Annotated in this window: 10 protein-coding genes; 4 read left to right on the top strand and 6 right to left on the bottom strand. The window is 71.8% G+C overall.

What is annotated here, in order from left to right:
- Window positions 1-339 precede the first annotated feature (339 nt).
- Window positions 340-1,149, bottom strand: coding sequence for a TetR family transcriptional regulator (locus tag ACFT4A_RS20080; protein WP_382832016.1), 810 nt, complete (start codon window positions 1,147-1,149; stop codon window positions 340-342).
- Between the two features lie 115 nt (window positions 1,150-1,264).
- Window positions 1,265-3,070 (bottom strand): 3-hydroxyacyl-CoA dehydrogenase family protein, encoded by a 1,806-nt coding sequence (locus ACFT4A_RS20085; RefSeq protein WP_382832018.1) that lies wholly within the window; start codon window positions 3,068-3,070, stop codon window positions 1,265-1,267.
- 330 nt (window positions 3,071-3,400) lie between these two features.
- On the opposite strand from ACFT4A_RS20085, the gene ACFT4A_RS20090 reads away from it, so the two are divergent.
- Window positions 3,401-3,976 (top strand): adenylosuccinate lyase, encoded by a 576-nt coding sequence (locus ACFT4A_RS20090; protein ID WP_382832020.1) that lies wholly within the window; start codon window positions 3,401-3,403, stop codon window positions 3,974-3,976.
- Between the two features lie 2 nt (window positions 3,977-3,978).
- On the opposite strand, the gene ACFT4A_RS20095 is transcribed toward ACFT4A_RS20090, so the two are convergent.
- The 4 genes from ACFT4A_RS20095 to ACFT4A_RS20110 form a co-directional block, all read right to left on the bottom strand.
- Window positions 3,979-4,482 carry a GNAT family N-acetyltransferase gene (locus ACFT4A_RS20095; protein ID WP_382832092.1) on the bottom strand — a complete coding sequence of 168 codons (504 nt, stop codon included), beginning with the start codon at window positions 4,480-4,482 and terminating at the stop codon, window positions 3,979-3,981.
- Between the two features lie 20 nt (window positions 4,483-4,502).
- On the bottom strand, window positions 4,503-4,901 hold the full coding sequence (locus ACFT4A_RS20100) for a RidA family protein (protein ID WP_382832022.1): 399 nt from the start codon (window positions 4,899-4,901) through the stop codon (window positions 4,503-4,505).
- Between the two features lie 56 nt (window positions 4,902-4,957).
- On the bottom strand, window positions 4,958-6,535 hold the full coding sequence (locus ACFT4A_RS20105) for an alpha/beta hydrolase (RefSeq protein ID WP_382832024.1): 1,578 nt from the start codon (window positions 6,533-6,535) through the stop codon (window positions 4,958-4,960).
- Window positions 6,536-6,670: 135 nt separating this feature from the next.
- On the bottom strand, window positions 6,671-7,708 hold the full coding sequence (locus ACFT4A_RS20110) for an Rv2578c family radical SAM protein (protein ID WP_382832025.1): 1,038 nt from the start codon (window positions 7,706-7,708) through the stop codon (window positions 6,671-6,673).
- A gap of 170 nt (window positions 7,709-7,878) precedes the next feature.
- Between ACFT4A_RS20110 and ACFT4A_RS20115 the strand changes: the two genes are divergently transcribed.
- The 3 genes from ACFT4A_RS20115 to ACFT4A_RS20125 all read left to right on the top strand — a co-directional run bounded on the left by ACFT4A_RS20115 (window position 7,879) and on the right by ACFT4A_RS20125 (window position 13,441).
- A complete protein-coding gene (locus ACFT4A_RS20115) occupies window positions 7,879-8,322 on the top strand; it encodes an SRPBCC family protein (RefSeq protein ID WP_382832027.1) in 444 nt (147 codons plus the stop codon).
- Between the two features lie 163 nt (window positions 8,323-8,485).
- Window positions 8,486-10,876, top strand: a complete 2,391-nt coding sequence (locus ACFT4A_RS20120; RefSeq protein WP_382832029.1) for an MFS transporter — start codon at window positions 8,486-8,488, stop codon at window positions 10,874-10,876.
- A 144-nt stretch (window positions 10,877-11,020) separates the two neighbouring features.
- Window positions 11,021-13,441 (top strand): SpoIIE family protein phosphatase, encoded by a 2,421-nt coding sequence (locus ACFT4A_RS20125; RefSeq protein ID WP_382832031.1) that lies wholly within the window; start codon window positions 11,021-11,023, stop codon window positions 13,439-13,441.
- The last annotated feature ends 87 nt before the right edge of the window (window positions 13,442-13,528 follow it).

Here is a 13,528-nt window from a genome sequence, read left to right on the forward strand (position 1 = left end):
TGAGGGTTACGTCGGTGCTGCTGAGGGTTGAGGGTGTGCCGTCGGTTCGGCGGTGGTGCTGTTCGGCAGCGCTGGTGGCGCGGGAGGTTGCCTGTGACGCAGGCGTCCGGGCGAGCAGGCGGTGAGCTTGCTGGGACGTCGCCCGGACCTCTTCAACGTATGACACCGCGTGTCACCCCGCAAGGCACTGAGTGCCAGAACTTGCTCTCAGATGAAATCTTTACGTAACAAATGAGCGATGATCGATCGAATGGCCTCGGCGGGGCATGTCAAAACGGCCCCTGACATGCCAAAACGGCCACCCCGTGGGGTGGCCGTCATCACAGGTGGTGCGAGCGCTCAGCGCTCCTTGAGCGCCTGCTCGATGGTCCTCATGACCTCGTCCAGCGGGGCGTCGGTACGGGCGACGGTCACCAGCACCTCGCCCTGGGTCGAGGCCGTGGCGGCGGCCGGCTGCGGCTCCGTGGAGCGCCCGGCCCCGATGCCCGTGCCGAAGGTCTTGCGCACGATCGCGAAGGCGTGGTCCAGCTGCGTCTCCACGTCCCCCTGCCCGCCGGCCCGCAGCCAGCGCCGCAGGACGTGGTTGTGGGCGGTGACCACGGCGGACGCGGCGACCTCCGCCAGCAGCGGGTCGTCGTTGGCGTCGTCGGCGTGCGCGCGCTCGTCGAAGTGGCCGAGGAGATAGCGGGTGAACAGTCGCTCGTAACGGGCCACCGACGCGATCTCCGCCTCGCGCAGCGTGGGCACCTCACGCGTCAGCTTGTAGCGGGCGACCGAGATCTCCGGCCGGGCCGCGTACATCTTCATGACTTCCTTGATGCCGCGGCACACCGTGTCGAGCGGATGCTCGTGCGCGGGCGCGGCGTTGAGCACCGCCTCGGCGCGGATCAGGGTGTCGTCGTGGTCGGGGAAGATCGCCTCTTCCTTGGAGCGGAAGTGGCGGAAGAACGTGCGCCGGGCGACCCCGGCCGCGGCCGCGATCTCGTCGACGGTGGTCGCCTCGTACCCCTTGGTCGCGAACAGCTCCATCGCGGCGGCCGCCAGTTCCCGGCGCATCTTGAGCCGCTGGGCGGCGGCGCGAGAGCCTGCGGAACGTTCCGGCGCGTCGGTCGTAGCTGGTGTACGTGAGGACTGGGCGGGCTGGGGCATGCCCTGAACGTACTGCATGTGCGCAGCTCGCTGCGCATGGCCTGGTTCGTGGAACCGGTCCGGGCCGAGCAGGCCACCCCACTCGGCACCGGACCGGAACCAGTCGCCGGGACCCTCAGCGCTTGGCATATTCGCGGAAGCCACGGCCGGTCTTGCGGCCGAGGCAGCCCGCGGCCACCAGATGCTCCAGCAGCGGCGCCGGGGCGAGCCCCGGGTCGCGGAACTCGCGGTGCAGGACCTTCTCGATGGCGAGCGAGACATCGAGTCCGACGACGTCCAGCAGCTCGAAGGGACCCATCGGGTACCCGCCGCCCAGCCTCATCGCCGCGTCGATGTCGTCGAGGGACGCGTAGTGCTCCTCGACCATCTTGATCGCGTTGTTCAGGTACGGGAACAGCAGCGCGTTCACGATGAAGCCCGCCCGGTCCCCGCAGTCCACCGCGTGCTTCCTGATCCGGCCGCAGACCTCGCGGACCGTCGCGTGGACGTCGTCGGCCGTGAGCACCGTACGGACGACCTCGACCAGCTTCATGGCCGGCGCCGGGTTGAAGAAGTGCATGCCGATCACGTCCTGCGGGCGCGAGGTGGCACGGGCGCAGGCGACGACCGGCAGGGACGAGGTGGTGGTGGCCAGGATCGCGCCCGGCTTGCAGACCTTGTCCAGCGCGGCGAACAGCTGCCGCTTGACCTCCAGGTCCTCGGCGACGGCCTCCAGGGCCAGGTCGACGTCGGCGAAGTCGTCGTAGGTGCCCGTCGGGGTGACGCGGTCCAGGGTCTGCGCGGCGGCCTCGGCGGTCATGCGGCCCTTGTCGACCGAGCGGGCCAGGGACTTGCCGATCCGGGCCTTCGCGGCCTGGGCCTTCTCCTCGCTGCGGGCGGCGATGACCACGTCGTACCCGCCCTTGGCGAAGACCTCGGCGATCCCGGAGGCCATGGTGCCCGAGCCCGCGACACCGACCGAGCGGATCTCCCGGCCCGCGGTCAGGCCGCCGTCCTCCAGCGGGGTGAGCGCGTCCCGCACGACGACCGGGCTGTCCGGCGCCTCGTACGTGTAGAAACCACGCCCCGCCTTACGGCCGGTCAGGCCCGCCTCGCTCAGCTGCTTGAGGATCGGGGCCGGTGCGTGCAGACGGTCGCGGGACGCGGCGTACATCGCCTCCAGGACCGTGCGAGCGGTGTCGACGCCGATCAGGTCGAGCAGCGCCAGCGGGCCCATGGGCAGCCCGCAGCCCAGCCGCATCGCGGCGTCGATGTCCTCGCGGGAGGCGTACTTCGCCTCGTACATCGCGGCGGCCTGGTTGAGGTAGCCGAAGAGCAGGCCGTCGGCGACGAACCCCGGGCGGTCGCCGACCGCGACGGGCTCCTTGCCCAGGTCCAGTGCGAGGTCGGTGACCGCCGTGACGGCCGCCGGCGCGGTCAGCACCGAGGAGACGACCTCGACCAGCCGCATCGCCGGGGCCGGGTTGAAGAAGTGCAGGCCCAGCACCCGCTCCGGACGGGAGGATTCGGCGGCCAGCCGGGTGACGGACAGGGCGTTGGTGCCGGTCGCCAGGATCGTCCCGGGGCGCACGATCCCGTCCAGCTCCCGGAAGATCTGCTGCTTGACCTCGTACGACTCGGGCGCCACCTCGATGACCAGGTCGGCGTCGGCCGCCGTCCTGAGGTCGGTGGAGGTGCGGACCCGGGCGAGGATGTCGGCGCGCTCCTGCTCGGTCAGCCGCTCGCGCTCGACGCCGCGGGCGGTGGAGGCCTCCAGGGCGGCGACGCACTTCGCGGCCTGGGCCTCGCTGATGTCGATGCCGACGACCTCGCGGCCGGCCTTGGCGAGGACCTCGGCGATGCCGGTGCCCATCGTGCCGAGGCCGACGACGGCGATGGTCTGCAGCGGGGAATGGGACGGGTCGGACAGGGGAGTGGCCATCGCGGGACTCCAGGAATGAGGGTGACGACGGGGAACACGCCCGGGTGCGCCGAGGGGCGCACCGGGTGCGTGCGGAGTGCGGGTGTTGCCGGGCTGCAAGCGCACACGCCCGGTGAAGGGAGGACCGGCCCTGTCCCGGGGCCGAGTCGCACCTCGGTACCTGAAGCACCGAACCGACTGCTCTCACGACGGCCGCGTCACCAGACCGCCGCGAGGAAAACGAGTGGGTAACTCGCTCGTCTGAGCTTAACTGGCGGGTAACGAGCGCGCCAGCCCTCGTCTTTGTGATGTACGTCCCGCGCAGCTCGCAGCGCCCCTACCCTCTCAGTCATGGACGAAGAGTTGCGATCACTCACGCTGCGCTTACGGCAGGAGTCGGGGGCGGTGCCCGCGTTCGAGCGGCTCGTGGCGACCGAGGACGTCGATGCCCTGGCAGGGGTGCTGACGGCACCCGGGCAGCAGCTGTGGGCGAGGGAGCTGGCCGCGTTCCGGCTCGGGCTGGCGGGGGACCGGCGGGCCTTCGAGGCGCTGGTGTTGCTGCTGAACCACCGTGACCCGCCGCGCTGCGCCTCCGCCGCCTACGCCCTCGCCCGCCTCGGCGACCCGCGCACCGCCCGCGCGGCCGCCGCCCTCGCCACCAACGAACTGCGCGTCGCCTACGCCCTCCACCCCGTACGGCTCCTGGTGGAGCTGCGCGCCCCGGAGGCCGTGCCCGCGCTGATCACCACCCTGCGGCGGCGGCTGCGGCCGCACGACCCCTACCGTCGGGTGGCCCTCGCCTGTGTGGACGGACTCGGCACGCTGGGCGACGCCCGGGCCAGGCCCGTCCTGGACGAGGCCCTCGCCCATCCGGTGCTCGCCGAGGCGGCGGTGCGGGCGCTGGGCAGGATTCCGAGGCAGCGGTGAGGTCAGCGGGGGAGCGGTCTCGCGTAGCGCACTTCGGGGACGGAGGTGCCCTCCACCTCGAAGGGCTCCTCGGCGCCGTCCGCCTGGAAGCCGGCCCGTTCGTAGAAGCGGCGGGCCCGGCCGTTCTCCTTGAGGACCCACAGGAGCAGCCGGCCGTGTCCCGCGCTGGAGCAGCGCTCGACCGACTCCGCGAGCAGTGCCTGTCCCACACCCCGTCCCAGGTGTTCCGGGTCGACGTAGATGGCGTACAACTCGGCGTCCGGCGTGAGGACTTCACCGTCCCGGTACGGGCCGTGGCAGGCCCAGCCGACGAGTTCGCCCCCGTCGTCCTCGGCGACCAGGTTCACCACGCCGTCATCGGCCTGCGCGAGGTACCCGCGACGCCGGTCGGCGTCCTCCGCGACGCTGAGCCCGTCCAGATACGACTGCGGGATCAGCCCCCGGTAGGCGCTCCGCCAGCCGCCGGTGCGGATCTCCGCGACGCGGTCGCAGTCGGCGAGCGCCATCTCCCGGACCCGGAGCCCCTTCACTGCGCCACCACCGCGAAGGCCTCGATCTCCATCAGGAACTCGGGCCGGACCAGCCCGGCGACCCGCACCGCCGAGGCGGCCGGCAGCCGGTCGTCGGGTATGTGCTCGGCGCGGGCCGCGCGGATGGCCGGCATATGGGCCATGTCCGTGACGAAGTAGGTGAGTTTGACGACGTCGTCGAAGGTCGCCCCGGCCGCGGCCAGGCAGCGCCCGAGGTTCTCGAAGACCTGGCGGGCCTGTGCCGCCGGGTCGCCCTCGCCGACCAGCCGGCCCCGCTCGTCCAGCGCGAGCTGACCGGCGACGGCCACGAAACGGCCGGTGCCCATGACGACGTGGCTGTACTGGGCGGCGGCGGCGACCCCGGCCGGGGCGGCGATTCTCGTCAGGTCACTCATGGGGCCATAGTGGACCACCGGTCTGACAGTGACCGCCCCGACGGACGGCCGGGTGCTCAGCCGCGGAAGCCGAGCAGGCGGTGCAGGGTCGAGCCGCGGGCGGACATCGACGCCGTCTTCGACGTCAACGGCTTGGGTTCCGGCAGGGCGTCGCACGTCGCGTCCCGTGTGCCGACACCACGCGGCACCGTGCCGTCGGACAGATAGGTCGCCAGGTACTTGTCCAGGCAGGCGTTCCCGCTCAGCGTGATGCCGTGGTTGCCGCCGCCCTGCTCGACGACCAGGCTGGAGCGCGCCAGCAGGTCGTGGACGGTGACGCCGCCCTCGTAGGGCGTGGCCGCGTCGTTCGTCGCCTGGAACAGCAGGGCCGGCGGCAGCTGGCCGTTGGCGATGCTCACCGGGCGCGCCGCGTCGGTCGGCCAGAACGCGCACGGTGCGTTGTACCAGGCGTTGTTCCAGGTCATGAACGGCGCCTTCTCGTACGCCGCCCAGTTGTCCTTGCGCCACTGATGCCAGTCACGCGGCCAGAACGCGTCCCGGCACTGCACCGCGGTGTAGATGCTGTAGCTGTTGTCGTCGGCGGCGTCGACCGAGCCGAAGTTCTTGTACACCTCGACCAGCGGGGCGGTGGTCCCGTGGTTCGCGTAGGCCGCGAACGCCTCCGCCAGATAGGGCCAGTAGCCGTTGTAGTAGGCGCCCGGGACGAAGGTGTCCTCCAGCTCCGCGGCGCCCACCTTGCCGCCCGCCGGGTTCTTGGCCAGCGCCGCCCGCATCGCGTACCACGCGGCCTCGATCTTCTCCGGGTCGGTGCCGAGCCGGTACCGCTCGTCGTGCCTGGCGACCCAGGCCATGAAGGCGCGGTGGCGGTCGTTGAAGGCGTGGTCCTGGTTGAGGTTGGCGGTGTACCAGACGTCGGTGGGGTCGACGATCGAGTCCAGGACCATGCGCCGCACGTGCTGCGGGTACAGCCGCCCGTAGACCGCGCCCAGATAGGTGCCGTACGAGTAGCCGAAGTAGTTGATCTTCCGCGCGCCCAGTGCCTGCCGGATCACCTCGATGTCGTGCGCGGCGCTGACCGTGTTGATGTGCGGCAGCAGGTGCCCGTACTTCTCCGTGCAGGAGACGGCGAAGGACTTGGCGCGGGCGAGGTTGGCCCGCTCGACCTCGGGTGTGCTCGGCACGGAGTCGGGGCGCACCGGGCCGAAGTAGCCGGGCCGGCAGTCCAGCGCGGGGCTGCTCTCGCCCACTCCGCGCGGGTCGAAGCCGATGATGTCGTACTGGGCCGCCACCTCCTTGGGCAGCGAGGTCGCGACGAAACCGGCGAGCGTCAGACCGTCGCCGCCGGGGCCGCCGGGGTTGACCAGCAGCGGGCCCTGGAACGTCGCGGCGGTGTGCGGGACGCGGGACAGTGCGAGGGTGATCTGCGGACCGCGCGGGTTCGCGTGGTCGAGCGGCACCTTGACGGACGCGCACTGGAGCATCGGATAGTCGGTGGTGCCGCACTTCTTCCAGCCGGGTTTCGCGGCGCGAAACGTTTCCGCGGAGTGCGGTGCGCTCGCCTCGGCGGGCACGGCCGTAAGGCTCCCGGCCAGCACGGCGGCAGCGCCGCACAGCACGGCTGCGCGTGTTCTCATGGAGTCCTTCCAGGGCGGAGGGCGTCGGACCGCGGAGTTCACGGTCATCGCCGATTCGTCCCGGCAAGCGGCTCCGGAAGAACGTGTTCCGTCGAGACTTGACCCGATTGGGCCGCGAGATGCGCTCGAACGCTCCTATATGAGCGACAGTTGGGTGGGTTCGGACGTCGGCGGCCCGGCCGGTTCGGGCGGCCGGATCCGGCGCGGCAGGCCCGCGCGCGTGGGCCCGATGCCGTACTCCTCGGCCAGCTCGTGGACCTGACGGGTGATCCGGCGCTGGTACCACTTCGGGGCGTAGGAGCCCTCCGCGTACAGCCGCTCGTACCGGGCCACCAGATACGGATGCTCCCGGGCCAGCCAGGCCATGAACCACTCGCGGGCGCCGGGCCGCAGATGCAGCACCAGCGGGGTGACGGACGTGGCGCCGGAGGCCGCGATCGCTCGCACGGTGGCCCGCAGTTGGGCCGGCCGGTCGCCCAGGAACGGGATCACCGGCGCCATCAGCACACCGCAGCCGATGCCGTGCTCGCTCAGGGTCCGTACGACGTCCAGACGCCGCTCCGGCGCGGGCGTGCCCGGCTCGACGGTGCGCCACAGCTCGGTGTCGGTGAAGCCGACCGAGACGGAGATGCCCACGTCGGTCACCTCCGCGGCCTGCCTGATCAGGTCCAGGTCGCGCAGGATCAGCGTGCCCTTGGTCAGGATCGAGAAGGGGTTCGCGTGGTCGCGCAGGGCCGAGATGATGCCCGGCATCAGACGGTAGCGGCCCTCGGCGCGCTGGTAGCAGTCGACGTTCGTGCCCATCGCGATGTGCTCGCCCTGCCAGCGCCGCGAGCCGAGCTGCCGGCGCAGCAGCTCGGGTGCGTTGATCTTGACGACGATCTGGGTGTCGAAGCCGAGGCCCGTGTCGAGGTCGAGGTAGCTGTGCGTCTTGCGCGCGAAGCAGTACACACACGCGTGCGAGCAGCCGCGATAGGGGTTGACCGTCCACTGGAACGACATCCGCGAGACCCCCGGCACCCGGTTGATGATCGAACGGGCCCGTATCTCGTGGAAGGTGATGCCCGCGAACTCCGGCGTGTCGAAGGTGCGGGTGGTCACCGCGTCCGCGCCGAACAGCGCGGAGTCGGCCCGGCCGTGTTCGGAATCCACTGTGAGGTTCTCCCAGCGCATGACGCCTCCTCGGTAGCACTGCCCACAGAATAGAACACATGTTCCCTTGATCGTGCGAGGGTGCTTTACGAACGTGTTCGACCGGGTTCGGGGACCCCGATTTGGGGGGCCGGGCAGCGGGGTGGTTGGCTTGCCCCGACCCCCGAGCAACCATGTCCTGGAGGAACCTGATGGCGCAGGTCGAGGCCACTACGGAGCGGATCGTCGCGGCGGACGCGGAGACGGTGTTCGACGCCCTCGCCGACTACAGCGGGACGCGCGAGAAGCTGCTGCCCGAGCACTTCAGCGAGTACGAGGTGCGCGAGGGCGGCGACGGCGAGGGCACCCTCGTCCACTGGAAGCTCCAGGCGACCAGCAAGCGCGTGCGCGACTGCCTCCTGGAGGTCAGCGAGCCCACCGACGGCGAGCTGGTCGAGAAGGACCGCAACTCCTCCATGGTCACCACCTGGCGGGTCACCCCGGCCGGCGAGGGCAGGTCCCGGGTCGTCGTGACCACCACCTGGACCGGCGCCGGCGGCATCGGCGGCTTCTTCGAGAAGACCTTCGCCCCCAAGGGCCTCGGCCGGATCTACGACGCGATGCTCGTCAAGCTCGCCTCCGAGGTCGAGAAGTAACCGCCCGTCTTCTCAAGATTCAACCGTGCGGGGGCCGTTGCGCCCCCTCACTGGTTCGGGTGATATCCGGGCGGACCCGCCGCATGCCGTAACTCGTCGTGCTTGCTCATAGTTGTCGCTTTTACGCGGGAATTGTGCGGCAGTGCGACGAGGGGAGCGGTAGGTGGGCGGAATCACTCTGGCGCAGGACGAACCGGCGGTGGCGCCACCCGACACACCCGCCCCACCACCGGCCCCGGCCGCGGAACTGAGCCCCCGCCGGGTCCGGTTGATCTTCTTCGCGCTCCTGCTGGCCATGCTCCTGGCCGCCCTGGAGCAGATGATCGTCGCCACCGCGCTCCCGAAGATCGTCGGCGACCTGCGCGGCCTGGACCGGATGTCCTGGACTATCACCGCGTACCTGCTCACCGCCACGGTCGGTCTGCCGATCTACGGCAAGCTCGGCGATCTGCTGGGCCGCAAGGGCGTCTTCCAGTTCGCCATCGTCGTCTTCGTCGCCGGCTCCGCGCTCGCGGGCCGCGCGCAGACCATGGACCAGCTGATCGCCTTCCGCGCCCTTCAGGGCGTCGGCGCGGGCGGCCTCATGATCGGCGTCCAGGCGATCATCGCGGACATCGTGCCGCCCCGGCGGCGCGGCCGCTACCTGGGCCTGATCGGCGCCGCGTTCGGACTCGCCTCCGTGGCCGGCCCCCTGCTCGGCGGCTACTTCACGGACCACCTCTCCTGGCGCTGGTGCTTCTACGTCAACGTGCCCTTCGGCCTGCTCACCCTGGCCGTCGTCGCCGTCGCGCTGAAACTCCCGAAGCCGGCCGTCAGGGCCCGGCTGGACGTCCTCGGCGCGCTGCTGCTGACCGCCGCCTCCACCTGCCTGGTCCTGCTGACCAGTTGGGGCGGCACCGAGCACGCCTGGGACTCGCGCGTGATCCTCGGCCTCGGCGCCGGAGCGGCCGCGGCGACCGTCCTCTTCCTCGTCGTCGAGCGCTTCGCCGTCGAACCCCTCATCCCGCTACGGCTGTTCAAGGACTCCGTCTTCAACGTCACCGGCCTCGTCGGCCTGGTGATCGGAGCCGCACTGTTCGGCGCCGCCAGCTATCTGCCGACCTGGCTGCAGATGGTCGACGGGGCCTCCGCCACCGAGTCGGGCCTGCTCATGCTGCCGATGACGGGCGGCATCGTCGGCGCCTCGATCATCGCCGGACAGCTCATCAGCCACACCGGCCGCTACAAGGCCTACCCGATCCTCGGCGGCGCCCTCTCCGTCGCCGGGATGTGGCTGCTCTCCCGCCTCGACGCCGACACACCCCGGCTGCACTCCGGCATCTGGATGGCCGTCCTGGGCGCCGGCATCGGCATGGTGATGCCGGTCCTGGTCCTCGCCGTGCAGAACTCGGTGCGCCCCGCCGACCTCGGTACCGCCACCAGCGCCAACAACTACTTCCGGCAGATCGGCGGCAGTGTCGGAGCGGCCGTCTTCGGCACCCTCTTCGCCGGCCGGCTCGCCGACGCGCTGGCCCGTCGTCTCCCCACGGGCGCGGGCGACCGGCTGCCCGACCCCGAGGCCATCACCCCGCAGCTCGTGCACACCCTGCCCCCGGCACTGCGCGACGGCTACATCCGGGCGTACGCCGACGCCATGCCGCGCATCTTCCTCTACCTGGTGCCGGTGCTCGTCCTCGGACTGGTCATCGCCTTCTTCCTCAAGGAGAAACCACTGGTGTCCCACAACGCCTCCGCCACCGACCCGGACACGGCGCCGGGGAGCGCCGCGATCCCGCAGGCGCGCGCACCGCACGCGGCCGGAATGCCCGTCTGCGGCTCGGTGCAGCACCACGACGGGACCGTGGTGCCGCGCGCGGCGCTCACGCTCATCGACGTCACCGGGCAGCAGACCGGGCGCGGCGCGAGCGGCGAGGACGGGCGCTACGCGCTCCCCACCCCGGGTCCCGGCGCCTATGTGCTGATCGCCGCCGCGGGCGGCCACCAGCCGCAGGCCGTCTCCGTGACGGTCGGCGAACGCCCCGTCGAACTGGACATCGTCCTCGGCGGCGCCGGAAACCTCGTCGGCAGCGTCGTCACCGCCGACGGCACGCCCGTGCGGGACGCCACCGTCACGCTCACCAACGCGCACGGCGCGGTCGTGGCCACCACCCGCAGCGGCCGGGAGGGCGGCTACGTCATCACCGAACTGGTCGCCGGGGAGTACACCCTGGCCGCCGGAGCGCCCGCCTTCCGCCCGGCCGCGCTGCTCGTCACCGTCCAGGCCGACCGCGAGACCCGCCGGGACATCGAACTGGCCGGCGGCGCCGTCCTGCGCGGCACCGTCCGGGCGGGCGGCGGCCGGCCCGTGGAGGACGCCAGGGTGACCCTGCTGGACGTGGCGGGCAACGTCGTCGACACCCTCACCACCGGCCCCGACGGGACGTTCCGGTTCGTCGACCTGTCCTCCGGCGAGTACACCGTCATCGCCGCCGGATACCCGCCCGTCGCCACCGTCCTCCAGGTGGCCGGGGGCGGCCGCACCGAGCGGGACCTCCAGCTGGGACACGAGGACTGAAGCGCACCGGCGCGCGGGGTCGCACGCCGGTGCGAGGCCCGCGCGAGCAATTCCCGCATTGCCTCACATCGCCACCGGCGGGCGCCGTACGGTGGTGACGCCGGCACAGATCTCGCGGATCCGTGGGGAGAGAGGGCCTGGGCCATGGACCGTGGCACCGACAGGGCTGAGCAGGGCACGGCGACGGAATCCGACGAGCCCGGCCGCGTCCCCCTGGCCGTCGTCGTGGTCGACCGCGACGGCCTCGTGTCCCACTGGAGCCGGGGCGCACGGCGCCTGTTCGGCGTCCCCAAGGACGAGGCGATCGGCCGCACGGCCCTCGACCTGCTCCCCGTCTCGGGCGCCCTGCCCGAAGAGCGGGACACCACCCCGCACGCCGCCTACGACGGTCTCGGGCCCGACCTCGAATCGTCCCTCGACGGCGGCCTGTCCTACCCGGCGGCGGGCCGCGCCCGGCTCACCGCGTCCGGGGGCGGCCGGGTCGACATCCTGTGGTGGGCCTACCCGCTGGTGACGCCCGGACCCGAGCGGCTGCTCGTGCTGGCCGCCGACGCCGAAGGGCTGCGAGCGGACGACGAGGCGCTGGAGCGGATAGCGCCCGGCTTCGCGCTGCACACGGACTTCCCCGGCGCGGAGGAACTCGCCCGCCGGCTGCCCGAGATCCTGCCCAGCATGAGTGTCGGCGAGAGCGCCCGCATCGTCGGGCAGGTCCTCGAACTCGGCTACCCGATCCTGGAGTTCAGCCAGAACGACCGGGTGCCCGTCACCCCCGACTGGGGCGTGGCCCGACGGGCCGAGCGCAAGGCGCGCAGGGAACGCGCCGCGCGGGCCCTGGCCGCCGGCGAGCCCGTCCCGGAGGAACTGCGCGACGAGGGCGAGGACCTCGAGTACGCCGCCGTCCGCGAGCATCTGGAGTTCCTCAACGAGGTCAGCGGCCGCATCGGCACCTCCCTCGACCTGTCCCGCACGATCATCGAGGTCAGCCGGGCCGTCGTGCCCCGCTTCACCGACGTCGCCGGGACGTATCTGCGTGAACAGGTCGTCGCCGGCGAGGGGTTCCCGGACGGTGTGCCCGACACGACCACCCTGTGGCACCGGGTCGCCGTGGAGCACACCGACGAGCCCGGCCGCTGGGACGACGTCGTGCCGGTCGGGGAGGCCATGCCGTTCCCCGCGCACACGCCGTTCTTCCAGTGCATGACCTCCGGCGAACCCGTCCTCGTGCCGCGCATCAGCGAGGAGCTGGGCCACGCCATCGCCGCGCAGTTCGAGAAGCGCGACATCCGGCCGCTCATCACGGGCCGCTCCATGCTGGTCGTGCCGCTGAAGGCCCGCCATGTCGTGCTCGGCTTCATGATCCTGCTGCGGCACCCGGAGCGGCCCGTCTTCAACGACATGGACCGCGTCACCGGCGCCGAACTCGCCGCCCGCGCGGGCCTCGTGCTCGACAACGCGCGCATGTACACCTACCAGGAGAACGTCGCCGAGACGCTCCAGGACAGCATGCTGCCGCACATCCCGCCCCGCATGGCGGGCTGCGACATCGCCACCCGCTATCTGCCCGGCACGCTGCTCGGGCGGATCGGCGGCGACTGGTTCGACGCCGTGAAGCTGCCCGGCGGCCGTACCGCGTTCGTCGTCGGCGACGTCATGGGCCACGGCCTGAACTCGGCCGCGATGATGGGCCAGTTGCGGACGGCCGTGCAGACCATGGCAGGACTCGACCTGCCGCCCGCCCAACTGCTGCGCAACCTCGACGACCTCGCCCAGCGCCTCGGCGACACCTACCTCGCGACCTGCCTGTACGCCGTGTACGACCCGATCGCGAGCGAGCTGCACCTCGCCAACGCCGGGCACATCCCGCCCGTCCTGGTCCGGGCCGACGACGGGCGCAGCGAACTGCTGGAGCTGCCCACGGGAGCGCCGATCGGCGTCGGGGGAGTGCCCTTCGAGGCGGAACGCGTGCGTGTGGAGCCGGGAGACCGGCTGGTGATGTGCACCGACGGGCTGGTCGAGGTGCGCGGCGAGGACATCGGCGTGGGCCTCGCGACGCTCTGTGAGTCGGCCGCCCACCCGGCCGCGTCCATGGACGACGCCTGCGACACCATCATCCGGTCCCTCAACACCCGCGGTGGCCGCAAGGACGACGTGGCGCTGCTGATGGCCCGGCTGAACGGCATCGAGCCGGACGACGTCGCCGAGTGGCGGCTCGCCCTCGACCCGGCCGAGGCCGGCCGGGCCCGCGCGGTGGTCCGCGAGCAACTGCACGACTGGGGGCTGGCGAAGCTGGTCGTGGCCGCCGAGCTGATGGTCAGCGAACTCGTCACCAACGCCGTACGGCACTCCCACGCACGCCCCGTGGAACTGCGCCTCGTCCGCGGCGACACCCTGCTGTGCGAGGTGGACGACGACGACCACGAGCTGCCGACGCTGCTGAGCAGCGGCTCGCTCGACGATTCCGGGCGCGGTCTGCGGGTCGTCAGCGCGCTGTCCCGCGAGTGGGGCACCAGCCGCACCAAGACGGGCAAGACGGTGTGGTTCGAACTGACGCTGCCCAGGCGCTGAATGCCGGACGCTTGTCGTGGCCCGCGCCGCGCGGTACACCGTACTCGCCCGCCGCACGGCGGGATTCGTTCGCACCCTGGGGAGGGT

It is taken from the genome of Streptomyces sp. NPDC057099 (assembly GCF_042671245.1).
GTDB classification, from domain to species: Bacteria; Actinomycetota; Actinomycetes; order Streptomycetales; family Streptomycetaceae; genus Streptomyces; species Streptomyces purpurascens.

Coding starts and splice junctions, on each gene's coding strand:
- ACFT4A_RS20105 (WP_382832024.1), bottom strand. CDS start 6,535: ATGAGAACACGCGCAGCCGTGCTGTGCGGCGCTGCCGCCGTGCTGGCC.
- ACFT4A_RS20095 (WP_382832092.1), bottom strand. CDS start 4,482: ATGGCGCTCGCCGACTGCGACCGCGTCGCGGAGATCCGCACCGGCGGC.
- ACFT4A_RS20080 (WP_382832016.1), bottom strand. CDS start 1,149: ATGCCCCAGCCCGCCCAGTCCTCACGTACACCAGCTACGACCGACGCG.
- ACFT4A_RS20085 (WP_382832018.1), bottom strand. CDS start 3,070: ATGGCCACTCCCCTGTCCGACCCGTCCCATTCCCCGCTGCAGACCATC.
- ACFT4A_RS20110 (WP_382832025.1), bottom strand. CDS start 7,708: ATGCGCTGGGAGAACCTCACAGTGGATTCCGAACACGGCCGGGCCGAC.
- ACFT4A_RS20100 (WP_382832022.1), bottom strand. CDS start 4,901: ATGAGTGACCTGACGAGAATCGCCGCCCCGGCCGGGGTCGCCGCCGCC.
- ACFT4A_RS20115 (WP_382832027.1), top strand. CDS start 7,879: ATGGCGCAGGTCGAGGCCACTACGGAGCGGATCGTCGCGGCGGACGCG.
- ACFT4A_RS20090 (WP_382832020.1), top strand. CDS start 3,401: ATGGACGAAGAGTTGCGATCACTCACGCTGCGCTTACGGCAGGAGTCG.
- ACFT4A_RS20125 (WP_382832031.1), top strand. CDS start 11,021: ATGGACCGTGGCACCGACAGGGCTGAGCAGGGCACGGCGACGGAATCC.